General features: G+C 72.3%; 15 protein-coding genes. 9 read left to right on the forward strand and 6 right to left on the reverse strand.

Translation table 11 applies throughout. From position 1 onward, the window contains the following. Positions 1-75: 75 nt before the first annotated feature. The gene (locus tag OG792_RS13785; protein ID WP_329109912.1) at positions 76-498 is read right to left on the reverse strand and encodes a hypothetical protein; all 423 of its coding nucleotides are present in this window, start codon (positions 496-498) and stop codon (positions 76-78) included. Continuing rightward, the gene (locus OG792_RS13790) at positions 495-992 is read right to left on the reverse strand and encodes a hypothetical protein (protein ID WP_329109913.1); all 498 of its coding nucleotides are present in this window, start codon (positions 990-992) and stop codon (positions 495-497) included. The genes OG792_RS13785 and OG792_RS13790 overlap by 4 nt, the downstream gene beginning before the upstream one ends. Before the next feature lie 419 nt (positions 993-1411). Here OG792_RS13790 and OG792_RS13795 point away from each other — a divergent pair, with 419 nt between their 5' ends. Continuing rightward, positions 1412-3265 (forward strand): PAS domain-containing protein, encoded by a 1854-nt coding sequence (locus tag OG792_RS13795; protein ID WP_329109915.1) that lies wholly within the window; start codon positions 1412-1414, stop codon positions 3263-3265. Between the two features lie 130 nt (positions 3266-3395). Then, a complete protein-coding gene (locus OG792_RS13800; RefSeq protein ID WP_329109916.1) occupies positions 3396-4070 on the forward strand; it encodes a TNT domain-containing protein in 675 nt (224 codons plus the stop codon). A 58-nt stretch (positions 4071-4128) separates the two neighbouring features. Here OG792_RS13800 and gndA read toward each other — a convergent pair whose 3' ends face one another. Beyond that, entirely contained in the window at positions 4129-5595 is a 1467-nt protein-coding gene (gene gndA / locus OG792_RS13805) for an NADP-dependent phosphogluconate dehydrogenase (protein WP_329109917.1), read from the reverse strand. 244 nt (positions 5596-5839) lie between these two features. Here gndA and OG792_RS13810 point away from each other — a divergent pair, with 244 nt between their 5' ends. Both OG792_RS13810 and OG792_RS13815 read left to right on the forward strand, forming a co-directional pair. Then, positions 5840-6496 carry a response regulator transcription factor gene (locus OG792_RS13810; protein WP_329109918.1) on the forward strand — a complete coding sequence of 219 codons (657 nt, stop codon included), beginning with the start codon at positions 5840-5842 and terminating at the stop codon, positions 6494-6496. Positions 6497-6508: 12 nt separating this feature from the next. Beyond that, positions 6509-7891, forward strand: coding sequence for a sensor histidine kinase (locus OG792_RS13815; RefSeq protein ID WP_329109919.1), 1383 nt, complete (start codon positions 6509-6511; stop codon positions 7889-7891). A 7-nt stretch (positions 7892-7898) separates the two neighbouring features. On the opposite strand, the gene OG792_RS13820 is transcribed toward OG792_RS13815, so the two are convergent. From OG792_RS13820 to OG792_RS13830, 3 genes are all read right to left on the reverse strand, one after another. Further along, positions 7899-8864, reverse strand: coding sequence for a TAXI family TRAP transporter solute-binding subunit (locus OG792_RS13820; RefSeq protein ID WP_329109920.1), 966 nt, complete (start codon positions 8862-8864; stop codon positions 7899-7901). Positions 8865-8958: 94 nt separating this feature from the next. Then, positions 8959-9642 (reverse strand): hypothetical protein, encoded by a 684-nt coding sequence (locus OG792_RS13825; RefSeq protein ID WP_329109921.1) that lies wholly within the window; start codon positions 9640-9642, stop codon positions 8959-8961. 226 nt (positions 9643-9868) lie between these two features. Then, complete coding sequence (locus tag OG792_RS13830; RefSeq protein WP_329109922.1) at positions 9869-10213, reverse strand: histone-like nucleoid-structuring protein Lsr2; 345 nt, start codon at positions 10211-10213, stop codon at positions 9869-9871. A gap of 441 nt (positions 10214-10654) precedes the next feature. Here OG792_RS13830 and OG792_RS13835 point away from each other — a divergent pair, with 441 nt between their 5' ends. The 5 genes from OG792_RS13835 to OG792_RS13855 are packed head-to-tail and all read left to right on the forward strand — an operon-like array spanning position 10655 to position 18747. Beyond that, the gene (locus OG792_RS13835; protein ID WP_329109923.1) at positions 10655-12301 is read left to right on the forward strand and encodes a pyridoxal phosphate-dependent decarboxylase family protein; all 1647 of its coding nucleotides are present in this window, start codon (positions 10655-10657) and stop codon (positions 12299-12301) included. Continuing rightward, positions 12298-13665 (forward strand): lysine N(6)-hydroxylase/L-ornithine N(5)-oxygenase family protein, encoded by a 1368-nt coding sequence (locus tag OG792_RS13840; protein ID WP_329109924.1) that lies wholly within the window; start codon positions 12298-12300, stop codon positions 13663-13665. Before OG792_RS13835 ends, OG792_RS13840 begins: the two co-directional genes overlap by 4 nt. Before the next feature lie 51 nt (positions 13666-13716). Further along, entirely contained in the window at positions 13717-15528 is a 1812-nt protein-coding gene (locus OG792_RS13845; protein WP_329109925.1) for an IucA/IucC family protein, read from the forward strand. Position 15529: 1 nt separating this feature from the next. Further along, on the forward strand, positions 15530-17332 hold the full coding sequence (locus tag OG792_RS13850) for an IucA/IucC family protein (protein ID WP_329109926.1): 1803 nt from the start codon (positions 15530-15532) through the stop codon (positions 17330-17332). Further along, the gene (locus OG792_RS13855) at positions 17329-18747 is read left to right on the forward strand and encodes a glutamine synthetase family protein (RefSeq protein ID WP_329109927.1); all 1419 of its coding nucleotides are present in this window, start codon (positions 17329-17331) and stop codon (positions 18745-18747) included. Before OG792_RS13850 ends, OG792_RS13855 begins: the two co-directional genes overlap by 4 nt. Positions 18748-18798 lie beyond the last annotated feature (51 nt).

The raw sequence follows: 18798 nt of genomic DNA on the forward strand, positions 1-18798 counted from the left end.
TCATCCAATGTGGACATAAGAGGACAGCCCTCGGCCTCTGTCGCCACAGTGGACGGCAGTGACTCGTACCGGGGGTCAGACCTCGGAGTCGGTGGTCGGGGACTCGTCGCCGCGTACCGCCCGATTGGGCCGGGCGTGCGCGCGGATCGCGGCCACGGTCGCGTCCGGTGCCAGGATGGCCTCGCGCCAGCGGTGGCGCAGTGCGGTCAGCTCCCGGTGGGTGACCCGCAGTTCGCTGATCTCCCGCTCGGCCGCGAGCGCCTGACCGCGGGTCTGTGCGGTCTCGGTTTCGAGTTCCGCCACCCGGCCGCGCAACGGTCGCACGATGGTGAGTGCGGTGTCGGTCAGCAGTTGCGCGGTGTCCGTGCTGAACCTGTGTCGGCGCACCGTCACCGAGGCCACCGCGAACACGCCGCCGACGCAGCCGAGCAGACCGACGGCGGACAGCAGGATCTGGATCCAGGCCGGTCCGCTGGAGGGGGTCGGCGGGGTGTTCACGGTGATCCCGTCCGGGCACGCCGGTCGGGTGCTTCGGCCAACCGGCGCAGGTTTCCCATGATCTGCCCGGCGCGCCAGCTACAGCCGATCGAGACGGCGCCGATGAAGGTTCCGGCGGCCAGGGCGGCCTCGCCGCTGATCACGAACAGGGCGATGGCGTAGATGCAGGTGTTCGCGCCGAGCAGCAGGATGGCACCGAGTTCGAGGCCCTGGCCGGTGGAGATCTGCCCCGGCCAGCCGATGCCGAGCAGGCCGACGAGTCCGGCGAGCACGAGGCTGACCTCCCAGGTCCACTCGACAGTCGCGGGCACGGCGGCGACCAGTGAGCGGGGTAGGGCGTCGAGGGTGACCATCATGACGCCACAGACGAGGCCACCGAGCAGGAAGGACAGCTCGAACGGGTGCCGACCGGAGGTGATCCGGATGGGCGTGGGCGGCGGGGGAGGGGCATCGGAGACCCGGTGATCGGCGGACCGGGAATCGTTTCTGTTCACGCTGGTGCCTCTGGGAGGTGTGGCGGTCCTGGTGACCGCGTCGTCCGGCTGATCCGGGCCGGCTTGGTGACGTCGCATTGCAGGCGAACGACGCCTTGTGCATGAATACTACAATCTATGCCCAATCAGTCACTCATGGATAAGTGACGGATTATGGACACCGGTCCGTGTCGCTCGGCCGGGCGCTCGGTCCGGCCCGGTCCGGGTCGCTCGTGCCGGAGACCGCCGTGGGCACGCTCCACACACGACATGAGGTGTCGAACTCCGCCCCGGCGCGTTCCGTCCGTCCACCCCCGTCCGGTACGGCATAGTCGGTGCCGCGGGAAACGGATGCGTACGCCCATGCCCGCTGTCGAACCAGGTGCGACCCGGCGCCCTGGAGCGGCGGCTGCCCGGCGGCGCGGGTGGGAGGATTCCGGTTGGCGCAGCGCCGCATGATCGGCTTTGTCACGCTGACCGCCGTACTCGGACTGGGCGTCCTGCTGTTCCCCACCGCGGCGGCGATCCTCTGGGGCACGATCGGGGCGGCCAGCGTGGCCGCGGTCGCGTACGGTATCCGCCGGCACCGGCCCGCGCGCCCCGGGCCGTGGCTGCTGCTCGGGGCGGCGCTCACCGTCCTGGCCGCCGGCGACGTGGTGTACGCGGTCGCGTCGGCCTCCTCGGCTGGTCGGCTCTGCGCCCTGCTCGCCGACGCCCTGTACGTGGCCCTGTTCCCGTTGCTGACCGCCGCCCTGGTGCAGTTGACCCGCAGCAGCGCGATCATCCGGGACCGCTCCGGCCTGACCGACCTGCTCGCGGTGGTGCTCGCCGTCGGGCTCGTCGGCTGGACCCAGGTGGTCGCACCGGCGCTGCCCGGCACCGGGCTCTCCCGGGTCGAGCAGTGTGTGCTGGTCAGCCACGTACTCGGTGATCTGCTCGTGCTGGTCGTGATGGGACGACTGGCGGTCGCCGCACCGCGCAACGTGGCGGTGCTGCTGCTGACGGTGGGTGCGGCCGGTCTGCTCGCCGCGGACACCGCGTACGCCGTCGCGGAGCTCGGTCCGGGGTGGCGACCGGGCGGGCCGGCCGAGCTGGGTTGGCTGCTCTGCTACCTCGCCTGGGGTGCCGCGGCGCTGCATCCCTCGATGACCCGGCTGACCGCGCGGGTCGACGTGCCACCGGACGAGACCGCCGCGACCCGGGTCGGGCTGGTGGCGCTGGCCAGCCTGGCCGCTCCGGTGGTGCTGCTGGTCGAGGCGATCGGCGGTGCGGTGCCCGACGGCGCGGTGATCGCCGTCGTGGCCGGGATGGGCACGGTGCTGGTGGTGATCCGGGTGGTCGACGCCCGCACCAAGCACCGGCTCGCCGTCCGTCGGGAGCGGCATCTGCGGGAGACCTGCACCAGTCTGGTCGGTGCGACCGGCAGCGCCCAGGTCGGCGAGGCGCTGCGGATGATGGTCGCGCAGATGATGCCGGCCGGCACCCCGCACCGCCTCGTCTTCGCCCGGTACCGGCCGCCCGGCCGGTGGACCGACGACGTCGACTTCGTCGGGGCGCCGCAGGTGGACCTGGACCGGCCGCTGCCGACGAACAACTCCCGGCGGCGCAGCCTGTTGGTCGAGACCGGGCTGCTGCCCGGGGTGCTGGTCGAGCCGCTGGGCGGCCTGCCGGCCACCATCGTGGCGTCGCTGACCCCCGACGTCGGGCCGGTGGCCGGGCGCGCGGGCGCCGCCCTGCTGGTGGCCGCCGACCGAGACACCCTGGTCGCCTCGCGGGACGTCATCGAGGTGGCCGCCGGCCAGGCCACGCTCGCCCTGCAACGGCTGGCGGTGACCGGCGCGGCGAACCTGCGGGAACGGGACCGCTACCTGGACCTGGTGGCCGGCAGCACCAACGACGGCGTCCTGATCGTCGGCGACGACGACCGGGTGGGTTACGCCAACCCGGCGCTGTGGCGGATCCTCGGCATCGAGTCGCGGGCGTTCGCCACCTGGCGGGACATCATCCACCCGGACGACCACGACCAGGTGGACCGCACCCTGGGTGCCGTACGCGCGGGCGACGAGCCGTCCGGGGTGGACCTCCAGTGGACCCTGCGTCGAGCCGATCGCAGCCGGGTCCTGGTCGAGGTGAACTGCCGGCCGTTGCGGGCCGAGCCGGGCCCGCCCGGAGTGTCGATCACGCTGCGCGACGTCACCGACGAGCGGCGCCGGGAGTGGGACCTGCTCCGGCGCCGGTTGGAGACCACCGCGCCGGGCCTGAACCGGCGCAGCCTGCGGCGCCGGTTCCGCTGACCCGGGTTCCGCTGACCTGCCCGCGGGCTCTCCCGCACCGGGCGAATTGACGGGAATCCGATAGTTCGCTGGACGACCCTGGGTGATCGTTCAGAAACTGACCGCGATGTCAGCCTGGTTTGGGGGGTTTATGAAGATCCGCTCGCTCGCCTCGGCCGCCCTCGTCGCGGTACTCCTGGTCACCGCTCCGCCACTGCCGGCGTACGCCGGTCCGGTCCCCGCCGTCTCGGCCTGCCGCCCCGGCACACCCGACCAGGCGACACCCACCCAGCAGTTCCACAATCCCGCCCGGCCCGAACTCGGACCGGCGCAACTGCCGGCGGACCGTCCGGTGGGGCCACTGCTCTTCGGTTACCAGCGCTTCGGCGGGCTCACCGAAGCGGAGTTCGTCGCCAAATACCGTGGCGAGACGGGCTGGACCTACCCACCCGCCGACGGCTTCCTCGTCGTCGACGGCCAACCGGTCAGGCTCGCCCAGACCCTGTGGGCGGGCAGCCGGGTCGACCGATTCGGCTATCCCGGCGGTGGCTACCTGGCACCGGCTCGGACCCTCTTCCTCCAGCGGGCCCTGCCGCCGCAGAACCTCAACACCCCGAGCGGAACCCCGGCCAGCAACTACCACCTGTACTGCGTCCTGCGGGCGTTCCGGGTCGACTCCGGGCCGATCGCGCCGTGGTTCGGGCAACTGGGGCTCGGCCTCCAGTACAAGCTGGAGTCGCGGCACCTGCCGAAGGCACCCTCGCCGCTCAGCGTCGCCTGGCTGCTCGACAACGGTTACCTGGTGGAGGAACGCCCGGCCGGGTGACGGAGGAGACCAACGGCCCGCCGGTGCCGCACCCGCGACACCGGCGGGCCGTCGCCGGTCAGGCCGCCGATTCGGTACGGTCGCCGGCCCACAGCGTGTGGAAGGAGCCGGCCTGGTCGACCCGCTGGTACGTGTGCGCGCCGAAGTTGTCCCGCAGCCCCTGGATCAGCGCGGCCGGCAGCCGGTCCCGGCGCAGCCCGTCGAAGTACGCCAGCGACGAAGAGAACGCCGGCGTCGGGATGCCGACCTCGGTGGCGTACTTGACCACCCGTCGCCAGCTCTCGATGCTCTGCGACACGATGTCGGCGAAGTACGGCGCCACCAGCAGCGAGGGCAGTTCGGGGTTGGCGTCGTACGCCTCCCGGATCCGGTTGAGGAACCGGGCCCGGATGATGCACCCGCCGCGCCAGATGGTGGCCATCGCGCCCCGGTCGATGTTCCAGCCGAACTCGTCGCTGCCCGCCTGGATGTGGTCGAAGCCCTGCGCGTACGCGACCACCTTCGACGCGTACAGCGCCCGGCGGACGTCCTCGACGAACGCGTCCCGGTCACCGATGCTCGCCTTGCCCCCGGCGTCGGCGAACAGCTCACGGGCGGCGGCCCGCTGGTCGGCGTGCCCGGACAGCGAGCGGGCGAAGGTCGCCTCGGCGATACCGGTGATCGGTACGCCCAGGTCCAGCGCGCTCTGCACGGTCCAGCGCCCGGTGCCCTTCTGCTCGGCCTGGTCGAGCACCACGTCGACGAAGGGCTTGCCGGTGCCGGCGTCGGTGTGGCCGAGCACGTCGGCGGTGATCTCGATGAGGAAGGACTCCAGGTCCCCCTCGTTCCAGGTGCGGAAGATCTCGGCGAGTTCGCCCGGCGTCGCCGACAGCCCGTCCCGGAGCAGGTCGTACGCCTCCGCGATGAGCTGCATGTCGGCGTACTCGATGCCGTTGTGCACCATCTTCACGAAGTGCCCGGCGCCGTCCGGCCCCACGTGGGTGCAGCACGACACGCCGTCCACCTGCGCGGCGATCGACTCGAAGATCGGCCCGAGTTTGGCGTACGCCTCGACCGAGCCGCCGGGCATGATGCTCGGGCCGAGCAGTGCGCCCTCCTCGCCGCCGGACACGCCGGTGCCGACGAAGTGCAGCCCGTGCGCCTTCAGCGTCTCCTCCCGCCGCCGGGTGTCGGCGAAGTGGGCGTTGCCGGCGTCGATGACGATGTCGTCGGTCTCCAGCAGCGGGATCAGTTCCTCGATGACCGCGTCGGTCGGGCCGCCGGCCTTCACCATCACGATGACCGCGCGCGGGCGGGACAGCGACGACACGAAGTCGGCCATCGACTCGCTCGGCACGAACTCGCCCTCCTGGCCGTGCTCGGCGATCAGGCTCCGGGTCCGGTCCGCGGAGCGGTTGTGCACCGCCACCGGATAGCCGTGCCGGGCCAGGTTCCGGGCCAGGTTCCGGCCCATCACACCGAGACCGGTGACCCCGATCTGCGCGCTGCCCGCGGCCGGCTTTCCGAACGCTGCCTGTTCCGCCATTGTTTCTCTCCCTCGGTCCGACGTCGGTGACCATGCTGCCAGCGTTTCTCCACGCCGGCTGCCGGCCCAGCTATGTGATCTTCCTCTATGCAGGTCCGGGCCGCCGGCTCAGTGCCGCCCGTCCCGATTGGTGGGCGGGACCGGTCCGGGCGCGGGCCGGCCGCCGGTGGACGTGCGGCGGCCGGGGGTGAAGGCCCGGCGGGCGGCCCGGCACAATAGCGGGCAGTCGGCGTGGGGAGGGCGTGTGCGCATCCTGTTGGTCGAGGACGACAGCCGGGTCGCGGCGGCGATGGCCTCCGCCCTGACCCGCCGCGGGTTCGACATCGAACAGGCGGCCACCGCGGCGGCGGCGCTGGCGGCGGCCCCGTGCGACCTCGTCCTGCTCGACCTCACCCTGCCCGACGGCGACGGGGTGGAGGTGTGCCGGACGCTGCGCCAGCGCAGCCCACAGCTCGGGATCATCGCGGTCACCGCCCGGGGCGAGGAACGCGACCGGGTGCTCGGGCTGCGCGTCGGCGCCGACGACTACGTGGTCAAGCCGTTCTCGATGGCGGAACTGCACGCCCGGATCGAGGCGGTACTGCGCCGGGGCGCCTACGCGGCGGCACCGCGTACGGTGATCGAGGCCGGCCGGATCCGGATCGACGTCACCGCCCGGTCGGCCGAGATCGACGGGGTCGCGGTGGCGCTCACCCGCAAGGAGTTCGACATTCTGATGTCGCTGGCCCGCCAACCCGGACTGGTGGTGCCGCGCGACCGGATCCTGCTCGACGTCTGGCAGACCACCTGGACCGGTCGGCACACGGTGGAGGTGCACGTCGGCTCGCTGCGCGCCAAGCTCGGCGACCCCGGCCTGGTGGAGACCGTCCGGGGCGTGGGCTACCGGCTCCGGGTCGAGTAACCGGGAGCTGACGTGCGTCGCCGTCTGGTCTTCAGCTATCTGCTGTTGATGGTCCTGGTGCTGGTCGCGCTGGAGATCCCGCTCGCCTTCACCCTGGCCACCGCCGAGACGGACCGGGTCCGGGCCGACCGGCTCGCCGACGCGACCCGGTTCTCGTCCCTGTCCGGGCCGGCCCTGCGCGGTGGCGCGACCGGCGGGGTCAGTGCCGAACTGGACCGCTACGCGGAGCTGTACGGCCTGCACGCGGCCCTGGTCGACCGGGACCGTACGGTCGTCATCCGCACCCCGCGCTACCGGCCCGACGCGGAACTGGTGGAGTCCGCCACCCGGGCGTCGCTGGCCGGACAGCAGTCCGCCGAGCCGGGACTGGTCTGGCCCTGGGGGGACGAGCCGCTGGTCGTCTCGGTGCCGGTGAGCGAGAGCGGCGAGGTGCTCGGCACGGTGATCATCTCGTCGCCGACGTCCCGGATCGGCCGCAGCACCCTCACCTGGTGGCTGGCGCTGGCCGTGATCGGGGCGCTCGCCCTGCTCGCCTGCGTCCTCACCGCCTTCCGGCTGGCCGGCTGGGTGTTGCGGCCGATCACCGTACTCGACGCGGTGACCCACGAGATCGCCGCCGGGGACCGGGCCGCCCGCGCGCCGCACCGGGTCGGGCCACCGGAGCTGCGCCGGCTGGCGGCCAGCTTCAACGACATGGCCGACGCTTTGTCCGACGCGATGGAACGGCAGCGGGCGTTCGTGGCGCACGCCAGTCACCAGCTGCGCAACCCGCTCACCGCGCTGCGGCTGCGGGTGGAGGAACTCGGGCCGAGCGTGACCGACGAGGTCGGTCGGACCGAGCACGCGCTCGCCCTGGAGGAGAGCGACCGGTTGGCCCAGGTGCTCGACGGCCTGCTCACCCTGGCTCGCGCGGAGCGGGGCGCGGACAAGATGGTGGTGGTCGACGCGGTGGCGGTCGCGGTGTCGCGGGTGACGGCGTGGCGGCCGTTGGCCCGCCGCCGGTCCATCGAACTCACCGTCAACACCCCGAGCACCCCGGCGTACGCGAGCGCCGCGCCGACGGCGTTGGACCAGTCCCTCGACGCGTTGATCGACAACGCGGTGAAGTTCACCGACGACGGCGGCCGGGTCGAGGTGTCGGTGTACAAGCTCGACGGCGGGGTGGCGATCCACGTCCGGGACAACGGGCGGGGCATGACCTCGGCCCAGCTCAAGCACGCCACCGAACGGTTCTGGCGGGCCGCCGACGCGCAGAACATCTCCGGCGCCGGGCTCGGCCTGACCATCGTCGCGGTGCTGGTCGACGTCTCCGGCGGGCGGCTCACCATGCGCCAGGCGATCCCGCGCGGGCTGGACGCGGCGCTCTGGTTCCGTACCCCCGACGAACCGGCGTAGCCGGCGGTCAGGGTTTGCTGGAGCGGTAGTACTCGGCGGCGCCCGGATGCAGCGGCAGCGGCGCGGTGGCGATCGCCGACTGGACGCTCATCCGCCCCGCCGCCGGATGCGCCCGCCCCAGCTCGATCCGCCGTTCCATCAGCAGCCGGGTCACCTCCTGCACCAGCTGTTTCGGCAGGTTGGCCGAGACGACCAGGTAGTTGGGGTCGGCGACGGTGGTCACCGGTTCCAGGCCGTACACCGAGGTGGGGATGTCCCGGTTGACGTAGACCTGGCTGTACTCGCGGCGCAGCGGTTCGGTCCACTCGCCGAGGTCGATGATCCGGGCGGGGGTCCGCCGGACGAACTCGGCCACCGCCTGGACCGGCAGCCCGCCGGAGAAGATGAAGCCGTCGATCTCGCCGCTGCCCAGCGCGGCGACGGAGGCGTCCAGGCCCAGCCGTCGGGTGTCCACCGAGCCGGGTGTCAGGCCGGCGACGTCGAGCAGCCGGCTCGCGGTGATCTCCGTACCGGAACCGGGCGCGCCCACCGAGACGGTGCGCCCGCGCAGGTCCGCCAACCGGCGGATCGGCCGGTCGGCGCGGACCACCAGGTGCAGCAGGTCGTCGTAGAGCCGGGCCACCCCGAGTACGGCGGGGGAGTCCCCGGCCGTGGCGGGCAGGGTGTCGGCCTGGGTGAAGCCGAGTTCGGCGCCGCCCCGGGAGACCAGTTCGACGTTCTCCGCCGAGGCCGCGGTGACCACCACGCTCGCCCGTACGCCGGGGATCTCCCGGTTGATGATCGTCACCAGGGACTGGCCGAAGGCGTGGTAGACGGCGGTCGGGCTGCCGGTGGCGATCCGGATCAGGATCGGCTCCTCGGCCGGGTCGACGCAGCCGGCGACGAGCACCGTCAGTACGGCGGCGCAGAGTGCGGAAACGGCCCGCCGGGCCGAGCGTGGAAACCCGTCCGGGGGCGGCGGGGTGAGGGGCACGGGTCGTACTCTCCGGCGGAAGTAGGGGTCGCCGCGGCAAGTCTGGCCCACCCGGTTCGGTCGTGCATACCGACCGAACGGTCAACCCCCGGCCCTACACCGCGAGGTCGAACTGATCCCCCGAACGCAGCGCACCCAGCAGCCGCTGGGTGTCCGGACCGACGTCCACGCTGATCAGGAAGCAACCGGAGCGGCGGCGCAGGGCGGCGCGGGCGTCGAGCAGTTGCGCGCCCCGGATCAGCATCGCGGCCAGGTCGTGGTCGGTCACCCGTACGCCGAGGATGTTCTTGTGCAGGTGGCGCCCGGCGGCGGTGAGCACCGAGCGCCAGACGGCCCCGGCCAGCCGGGGGCGCCACAGTTGGCGGGCGCTCGACCCGCCGCTGGCGGCCGGGTCGAGGATCGCGGCCCGGCCCTGGCTCCAGGCGGCCGTCATCAGCGCCCCGTAGCCGTCCTGTGCGCCGTGCGGCAGGTAGAGCCGGTGCAGTTGGTAGCGCCGCCGCAGCCCGGCGACGGTCGCCTCGCGGGTGACCGGCAGGTTCAGCCGGCCGAGCAGGTACGCCATCCGGTGCGCGGCGAGTTGCTGGTTGAACTCCGCCACCAGCATCCCGTGTACGCCGTGCGGGCCCGCCGGGCGGGCATCCGGGGCGGCACCGACGGGGGTGCACCGGACCAGTGCCGCGACCTCAAGCGCCTCGACCAGCTCCGGCCAGTCCAGCCAGGGCAGGTTGGTGTTCTCGCGGCTCGCGGTTGTCGTTCTGAGCTGGGTTATCGTCGCCATCGACTCGCTCCCCGCAGGATCCGGCACGGTTTTCACCAGCCTGGATCGGGCGGGTCACCACAGGAAGGCCCACGGCGGGAGTCTTGAGCGAATCTTGCGCGTCCGGGCGGCGCCGCCGGTCGGTGTCGCCCCGGCCGGCGGGGCCGGTGCCGTTTCCGGCCGCGTTCCCCGCCGCTCCGGGTGCGATTCAATCAGCCCGGCAAGGGCTCAATGATTCTGGTACGGCTCAATGATTCTGGTACGCCCGCACCACCTCGGCCGGTATCCGGCCCCGTTCGGAAACGTCGTATCCGCTCTTGACCGCCCATTCGCGGATGGCCCTGTTCTGGTCCCGGTCGGTCCGGGTCGTGCCTCTCGCACCGCGCCGGGCGGCACCGCGACCCTCGACACTGCTGCGACCCATTCGGCTGCCCGCGGCGATGAAGCCGTCCAGGGCCTTACGCAGCTTGCCCGCGTTCTTCTCGGACAGGTCAATGGTGTAGTTCACCCCGTCCAGACCGAACTCCACCGTGCGGTCGGCCTTGCCACCGTCCAGGTCGTCGGTGAGTAGGGTGATTGTTTGCTTGGCCATCTCGGCGCCCCCAAGGGCAATTGATAGGTACGTTCATTGTGACCCACAGAGTTTCGCTCATCGTCGAACACTTTGCAACGTATTCGCCATTAATGTCGTCGCGTCGGCGCATTTCCGCTCGGCCGGGACGAAGCCGGCCGCCGGTGCGGAACCGAGAGAATCGGGCCGGAAGGCGGCGTGCCAGGATGGGCGGATGATCGTCAGTGGCCGACCGGGGCGGTCACGGGACGCCGTCCCGGATGCCCGCGTCGGCGGCCGATGGATGGGCGATTCTCAACGACTTTTCGGACATTAACCGAAAAGCGGCCTGTCCAGGATGCCTGCGGTCGGCGTGATGTGGTAGTTAGGTGAGGCTAACCTTGGAGGCTTCGTGGTCGTCTCGCAACTCCCGTCATCCAGCCGTCCCGGGCCCCGGGTGACGAGCCGTCCCGGATCCCGCCGATGACCGACGAGCCGGACACCCCGGCCGATCCGCTGGACACCGCACTGGCCGGTGGTGTCGACGGCCCGTCCGCGCTGGACACCGCACTGGCCGGCGGTGTCGACGGCCCGTCCGCGCTGGGCCCCCTGGTCGAGGTGGCGCTCGCCGCGCTCCGGGACGGCGCGCTCATGCGCGGCGGACCACTGCCCGCCGGAGCACCGACGCGGACGGCCCGAGCCATCGCCGCAGCGACCGGCGGGCAACTTTTGCCCGACCGGGGCACCGGTGCGCCGGCCGCGCTCGCCGCGCTCGCCACCGAACTCGCCGCCGGCACCGCCGACCCGGCCGACCCGCACTGCGCCGGACACCTGCACTGCCCACCGCTGGCGGTCGCGGTGGCCGCCGAACTGGTCGCCGCCGCACTGAACCCGTCGCTCGACTCCTGGGACCAGGGACCGTCCGCGACCGCACTCGAACCACTGGTCATCGCCACCCTGTCCGAACTGGTGGGATACCCCGCCGCCGACGGTACGGCCGGCGTCGTCACCACCGGCGGCACCGAGTCCAACCTGATGGGACTGCTGCTCGCCCGGGACGCCGCCGTACTCAGGGCGACCGGCTCGACCGCCGGCACCGTCGGCCTCGGCGCGGTCGGCTCCCGGTTGCGTTACTTTTGCAGCGAGATCGCCCACTTCTCCATCCGGCGCAACGCCGCCCTGCTCGGGCTCGGCGAGGAGGCCGTGGTCCCGGTGCCGGTCGACCGGGCGTACCGGATGGACCCGGCGGCGCTGGCCGACCGGCTGGCCGCCATCGTCCGCGCCGGCGGTCTACCGGCGGCCGTGGTGGCGACCGCCGGCAGCACCGACTTCGGCAGCATCGACCCGCTACCGGCGATCGCCGAAACCGCCGCCCGGTACCGGACCTGGCTGCACGTCGACGCCGCGTACGGTGGCGCGGCGCTGTTCTCCGACCGGCTCGCCGGCCTCCTCGACGGCCTGCACCGGGCCGACTCGATCGCACTCGACCTGCACAAACTCGGTTGGCAACCGGTCGCCGCCGGGGCGTTCCTGACCGCCGACCCCGCCGCGCTGGCACCGCTGGCCCAGCGGGTGGCCTACCTCAACCCGGCCGACGACGAGACGGCCGGCTACCCGAGCCTGCTCGGACACTCGCTGCGCACCACCCGGCGGCTGGACGCGTTCAAGCTCGCGGTCACCTTCAGGGCGCTCGGACGGCAGGGAATGGGCGCCCTGGTCGACGCATGTCACGACCTGGCCCGGTACGCGGCCGCCCGGATCGCCGCCGACCCGGACCTGGAGTTGGCCGCCGACCCGGTGCTCACCACCGTCGTGTTCCGCTACCGCGCGGGCGTACGCAGCAGCCGGGTCAACGCCGCACTGCGCCGACGCCTGCTCGTCGACGGTTCGGCGGTGGTCGGCCGCACCGACGTCGCCGACGCGGTCTGGCTCAAACTCACCCTGCTCAACCCCCATGCCACCACCGCCGACGTGGACGCGTTGCTGGACCTGGTGATCCGGGCCGGTGCCGCCGAGCGGCGCTCCGCCGCGCAGCAGCAGACTGGTGCACGGCGAGCCGGTACGGCAGCACCGGACGCCGTCGCCCCGAGGGCGAGCACCAGCGACATCCCGGAGGAAGCCAACCGATGAGCACCGACGCCGTACCGACCGTTCCCGACACCGATCCGGTCGACACCGGGTACGACCTGGTCGGCATCGGCCTGGGGCCGTTCAACCTGGGACTCGCCGCGTTGGCCGAACCGATCGCCGGCCTGCGTACGCTCTTCGTCGACGCCCGCCCCGACTTCGCCTGGCACCCCGGCCTGCTGCTGGAGGACGCCCAGTTGCAGGTGCCGTTCCTCGCCGACCTGGTCTCCCTGGTCGACCCGACCAGCAGGTGGTCGTTCCTGTCCTACCTGCGCGAACACGACCGGCTCTTCCCGTTCTACTTCGCCGAGCGGTTCCACGTGCCGCGCCGCGAGTACGACCACTACTGCCGCTGGGTCGCCGAGTCACTGCCCTCCTGCCGGTTCGGGGCGCGGGTGGACGGGCTGAGCTGGTCCGACCAGACCCGCCGGTTCCTGATCGAACTGACCGATCCGGACACCGGTGTCACCAGCCGGGTCACCGCTCGGCACGTGGTGCTCGGGGTCGGCACCGAGGCGGTCGTCCCCGAATCCCTGGCCCACCTGGTCGGCGAGCACATCTTCCACGCCGAGCACTACCTCGACCGGCTGCCCGACCTGGCCGGTGCCCGCGATGTCACCGTGGTCGGATCCGGCCAGTCCGGCGCCGAGGTCTTCCTCGACCTGCTGCGCCGGGCGCCCGAACACGGCTGGCGGCTGCGCTGGCTCACCCGGTCGCCGGGCTTCGCCCCGATGGAGTACTCCAAGCTCGGGCTGGAGCACTTCACCCCGGACTACACGGCGTACTTCCGGGACCTGCCGGAGCCCACCCGGGACCGGCTGGTGCCCGAGCAGTGGCAGCTCTACAAGGCGATCAGCGCCGAGACCATCGACGAGATCCACACCCTGCTGTACGAGCGGTCCGTCGGCGGCAACCGGCCCGAGGTGGGCCTGACCGCGAACGTGGCGGTGGAGTCCGCCCACGCCACCGCCGACGGCTACCTGCTCTCCTGCCGGGAGACCCGCCAGGAACGCCTCTTCACCGTGCGTACGGACCGGGTGGTGCTGGCCACCGGCTACCGGGCCCGGCGGCCGGCGCTGCTCGAACCCCTGGCCGACCTGGTCCGCTGGGACGGGCAGGGGCGCTACCGGGTGGACGCCGACTACCGGGTGGCGCTTGCCCCGGCGGTCAGCGGTTCCCTCTTCGTGCAGAACGCCGAACTGCACACCCACGGGATCGGCACCCCCGACCTGGGGCTCGGTGCCTGGCGCAGCGCCACCATCCTGAACGCCGTCACCGGGGGCAAGGCGTACCGGCTGCCGGAACGGACCGCGTACACCGGATTCGGCGTACCCGAGGACGCGGTCGGCCGGGACCTGGCGAACTGACCCCGTACGCCGGGCCCCGTCCACCCCGATCACCCCGCACGAAGGAGCGCTGTGCCCGTCGAGCCCGCCACCGCACCGCCGCCCCACCTCGTCCCGGCACACTGGACCGCCGCCGGGCGTACGCTGCTGGCCCACACGATCGCCGAGATGGCGTACGAGGAAATGGTCACGCCGCGCTCCGACGGCCCGGCCCAGAGCTGGCGGCTCGACCTGCCGGGCGGGGTGAGCTACGCGTTCCGGGCCCGCCGGGGCGCGTTCGGGGCCTGGCGGATCCGGCCGGAGAGCCTGCTGCGCCGCGTCGGCGAGCACGAGTCACCGGCGACCGACCCGACCCGGTTCGTGGTGGACGCGGCCGACGTGCTCGGCCTGTCCCGGGCGGTTCTCGCCGACCTGGTCCGCGACCTCACCGCCACCCACGCCGCCGACGCCCGGCTGCACGCTCGCGCGATCCCGGCCGCCGACCTCGCCGACCTGTCCCACGAGGACCTGGAGGCGCACCAGACCGGCCACCCGTGCATGTTTCTCAACAAGGGCCGGCTCGGCTTCTCCGCCGCCGACACCGCCCGGTACACCCCGGAGGCGGCCGGCGAGTTCCGGCTGGTCTGGCTCGCGGTCACGCCCGACCTGGCCCGGTTCACCGCCGTGCCCGGCCTGGACCGGGAGACCCTGCTCGCCGGTGAACTCGACCCCGCCACCCGCGCCACCTTCGCCGACCGGGTACGTGACCGGGGCGGCGACCCGGACGCCTACGTCTGGCTGCCGGTGCACCCGTTCCAGTGGGACGAGGTGATCCTGCCGCTGTACGCCGGGCAGATCGCCGACGGGACGGTGGTCCACCTCGGGGAGAGCGTCGACCGCTACCGCCCGTTGCAGTCGATCCGCACCCTGACCAACCTGGACCGTCCCGGCCGGCGCAACGTCAAGGTGCCGCTGATGATCCGCAACACGCTGGTCTGGCGCGGCCTGTCCGAGGCGCAGACCACCTGCGCGCCCCGGCTCACCACCTGGTTGCAGGACCTGCGCGACGGCGACGCCTTCCTGCGCGACGACTGCCGGGTGGTCATGCTCGGCGAGGTCGCCTCGGTGACCGTGCCGCACCCGACCTACCGGGACCTGCCGGACGCACCGTACAAATATCAGGAGTTGCTGGGCGCGATCTGGCGGGAGCCGGTGCACGGTTACCTGGAGCCGGGGGAGCGGGCCCGGACCATGGCCACCCTGCTGTTGGAGGGCGGCGACGGGCGGGCGGTGGTCAGCGAACTGGTCGACCGGTCCGGACTGACCGCGCGGGAGTGGCTGCGCGCGTACCTGGGTGCGCTGCTGCCGCCGCTGCTGCACTACCTCTACCGGTACGGCGCCTCGTTCACCCCGCACGGCGAGAACGTGGTGCTGATCAGCGACGCGGCCGAACGGCCCAGCCGGATCGCGCTGAAGGACTTCGGCGCCGACGTCGAACTGCTCCCATTCGACCTGCCCGAGTACGACCGCATCCCGGCGCAGGCCCGCGACCTGCTGCACCGCTGGCCGGCCACCGACCTGGCGCACTCGATCCTGTCCGCCATCTGCGCCGGGCACTTCCGTTTCTTCACCGACATCGTCGAGCGGCACCTCGGCGTACCGGAACGGGAGTTCTGGTCCCTGGTACGGGAACCGATCGACGCCTACCACCGGCGGTTCCCCGAACTCGCCGACCGGTTCGCCTGGTTCGACCTGCTCGGGCCGGAGTTCGGGCGGGTGGCGCTCAACCGCGAGCAACTGCTCGGCGGCGGCTTCCACGACCGGGCCGAGCGCGACGCCGAGTTCGACGTCATGTACGGCACCCTGGCCAACCCGTTGCACACCGCCGAAGTGGACGGAGCCTGAGATGGACCTGCTCGTCCCACCCGGCCTGGTCCCCGAGGTCTGGCAGCGGGTGAACGCCGCGCTCGCGGCCAAGATGATCGCCGAACTCGCCTTCGAGCAGGCGCTGACCCCGACCCCGCTCGGCGACGGACGCTACCGGGTACCGCTGCTGCCCGGCCTGCGCTACGAGTTCCGGGGCCGCCCGGTGTTGATGGACTCCTGGCGGATCGAGCCGGACTCGGTTTGTCGGGTCGCCGACGAGGGGCCGGAACCGGCGGATCCGTACCGGCTGCTGCTCGACCTGCACCGGGCGTGGGGGCTGGATCCGGCGGTGACCGCGCTGACGATCGGCGAGCTGAGTGCCACCCTCGCCGCCGACTCGTGGCTTTGCAGCACCGGGCTCCCGGTCGCCGAACTGGCCGAGCTGCCGCACCTCGAACTCGAAGGTCACCAGACCGGCCACCCATGGATCTTCGCGAACAAGGGTCGGGTCGGCTTCTCGGCCGTCGACCGGTCCCGGTACGCGCCGGAGTCCCGCCACACCGGGCCCCTGCACTGGATGGCCGTACACCGGGACCTGGCCAGCTTCCACGGCGTACCGGGGCTGGACGAGGCGGCGCTGCGCAAGCGCGAACTGGACGAACACACCCGGCACCGGTTCACCGAACTGCTCACCGCCCAGCGACTGGACCCGTCGGCGTACGTCTGGCTGCCGGTGCACGAGTGGCAGTGGGACGAGGTGGTGGTGCCGCTGTTCGCCGCGGAGCTGGCCCAGCGCCGGATAGTGCCGCTGGGCGAGGCACCCGACCACTACCGGGCACAGCAGTCGATCCGTACGTTCGGCAACGTGTCCAGGTCGGACCGTTACGACGTGAAGCTGCCGCTGTCCATCCTCAATACCATGGTCTACCGGGGCATCCCGACCGAACTGGTGCACGCCGCCCCGCACAGCACCGCCTGGATCCACCGCATCCGGGACACCGACCCGTTCCTGCGCGACGAGTGCCGGGTGATCCTGCCCGGCGAGGTGGCCGCCGTGGCGGTCCGGCACCCGGTGTTCGAGGCGCTGCCGGCGGCGCCGTACCGCTACCGGCAGCTGCTCGGGGTGATCTGGCGGGAGCCGGTCGCCGCCGCGCTCGATCCGGGCGAGCGGGCCCGTACGCTGGCCGCCCTGCTGCACGTCGACCCCGCCGGCCGGGCGTTCGTCGCGGAACTGGTCGACCGGTCCGGGCTGCCGCCGCAACGTTGGCTGGCCGCGCTCTTCGCCGCCGTGCTGCCGCCGCTGCTGCACCTGCTTTACCGGTACGGCATCGGCTTCAACCCGCACGGCGAGAACGCGATAGTCGTCTACGACGAATCGGACGTGCCGGTCCGGCTGGCGGTGAAGGACTTCGTCGACGACATGAAACTGCTCGACGAGGACCTGCCCGAGTACGCCGACCTGCCGGCGCAGGCGTTGGGCGTACTGATGCGGTTCGGGGCCGAGGAACTGACCGGGTCGATCGTCAAATCGTTGCTGATGTGCCACTTCCGTTACCTCGCCCCGCTCTGCGCGGAGCAGCTCGGGGTGCCGGAGCACGAGTTTTGGCGGCTGGTCCGCGCGCAGATCCTGGCGTACCAGGCCCGGTTCCCGGAGCTGGCCGAGCGGTTCGCCCGGTTCGACCTGTTGGCGCCCGAGTTCGGCCGGGTCTGCCTGAACCGGGAACGCCTGCTGCCCGGCGGCTACCACGACCGGGCCGAGCGGGACGCCTCCTTCCACCTCGACGCCGCCCCGGTCCCGAACCCGCTGCACCTGCCCCCGACCGCCCCGGAGCCACCCCGATGAACGCACCCTCGCCCCCGCCCCCGCCCCCGCCCCCGCCGCCGCCCCCGCTGCCGTTCCCGTTGCCGGTGGACCGACTGCGGGCCGAGGTCGCCGCCGGCAGGATCGACAACGTCATCGTCGCCGTACCCGACCTTCAGGGCCGGTTGCAGGGCAGCAGGATCGACGCCGAACACTTCTGCGAACGGGTGCTTGCCGATGGCTTCGCCGCCTGCGTCTACCTGCTCGCCGCCGACGTGGAGATGAACACCGGGCCGGGCTACGCCGTCGACCCGTGGGCCGCCGGCTTCGGCGACCTCACCCTCACCCCGGACATTGGTACGCTGCGCGAGCTGCCCTGGGATCAGGGAACCGCACTGGTGCTCGCCGACGCGTACTCGGCAGACGGGCGGCCGATCGGGTTCGCGCCCCGGCAGGTGCTGCGAACCCAACTCGACCGGCTCGCGCAACGGGGACTGGTCGCTTACGCCGGCACCGAACTGGAGTTCCTCCTGTTCAAGGAGAGCTTCCAGGAGGCGTACGACCGGGACTACCGGGGTCTGCGTACCGCCACCCGGCACAACGTGGACTATTCGCTCGCCGGGGTGACCGAGATCGACCCGGTGGTCCGGCGGATCCGACGCGAGATGACCCGCGCCGGACTCAGGCTGGAGTCCGCGCGCGGCGAGGTCCACCCCGGCCAGTACGAAATCGTCTTCCGGTACGCCGACGCGCTCACCACCTGCGACAACCACGCGCTCTACAAGACCGGGGTACGGCAGATAGTCACCCAGGAGGGCCTGGCCGTCACCTTCATGGCCAAGTACGACGAGGGCGAGGGCAACTCCTGCCACGTGCACCTGTCGCTGCGCCACGTCGACGGCACCCCGGTCTTCGCCGGTGACGGCACCGGTGACCAGGCGGGCATGTCCCCGCTGATGGCACACTTCGTCGCCGGCCAACTCGCCGGGCTGCGCGAGCTGACCCTGCTCCAGGCGCCGAACGTCAACTCGTACAAGCGGTTGGCGCCGGGCGCGTTCGCCCCGACCGCCATCGCCTGGGGCCGGGACAACCGCACCTGCCCGATCCGGATCGTCGGTACGGGCGACTCGCTGCGGATCGAGCACCGGGTGGCCGGCGGCGACGCCAACCCGTACGCCGTGGTCGCCGCGATCATCGCCGCCGGCCTACACGGCATCGACCGCGAACTACCCCTCCAGCCGGCACACGCGGGCAACGCCTTCACCGCCCCCACCCTGCCCCGCCTCCCGCAGTCCCTAGCCGAAGCCGTCCACCTCTGGGAAAACAGCCCCCTAGCCCACCACGCCTTCGGCCCCGATGTAGTAACCCACTACGCCACCGCCGCCCACGCCGAGCTGTCCGAGTACGCCCGAGTGGTCACTGACTGGGAACGCCACCGAGGCTTCGAACGCCTCTGACCCCGGGCGACCCCGCCGGCTGGCTGCGTACGGTCTTGACAATGCCACCGC

Source organism: Micromonospora sp. NBC_01699, assembly GCF_036250065.1.
Lineage (GTDB): Bacteria > Actinomycetota > Actinomycetes > Mycobacteriales > Micromonosporaceae > Micromonospora_G.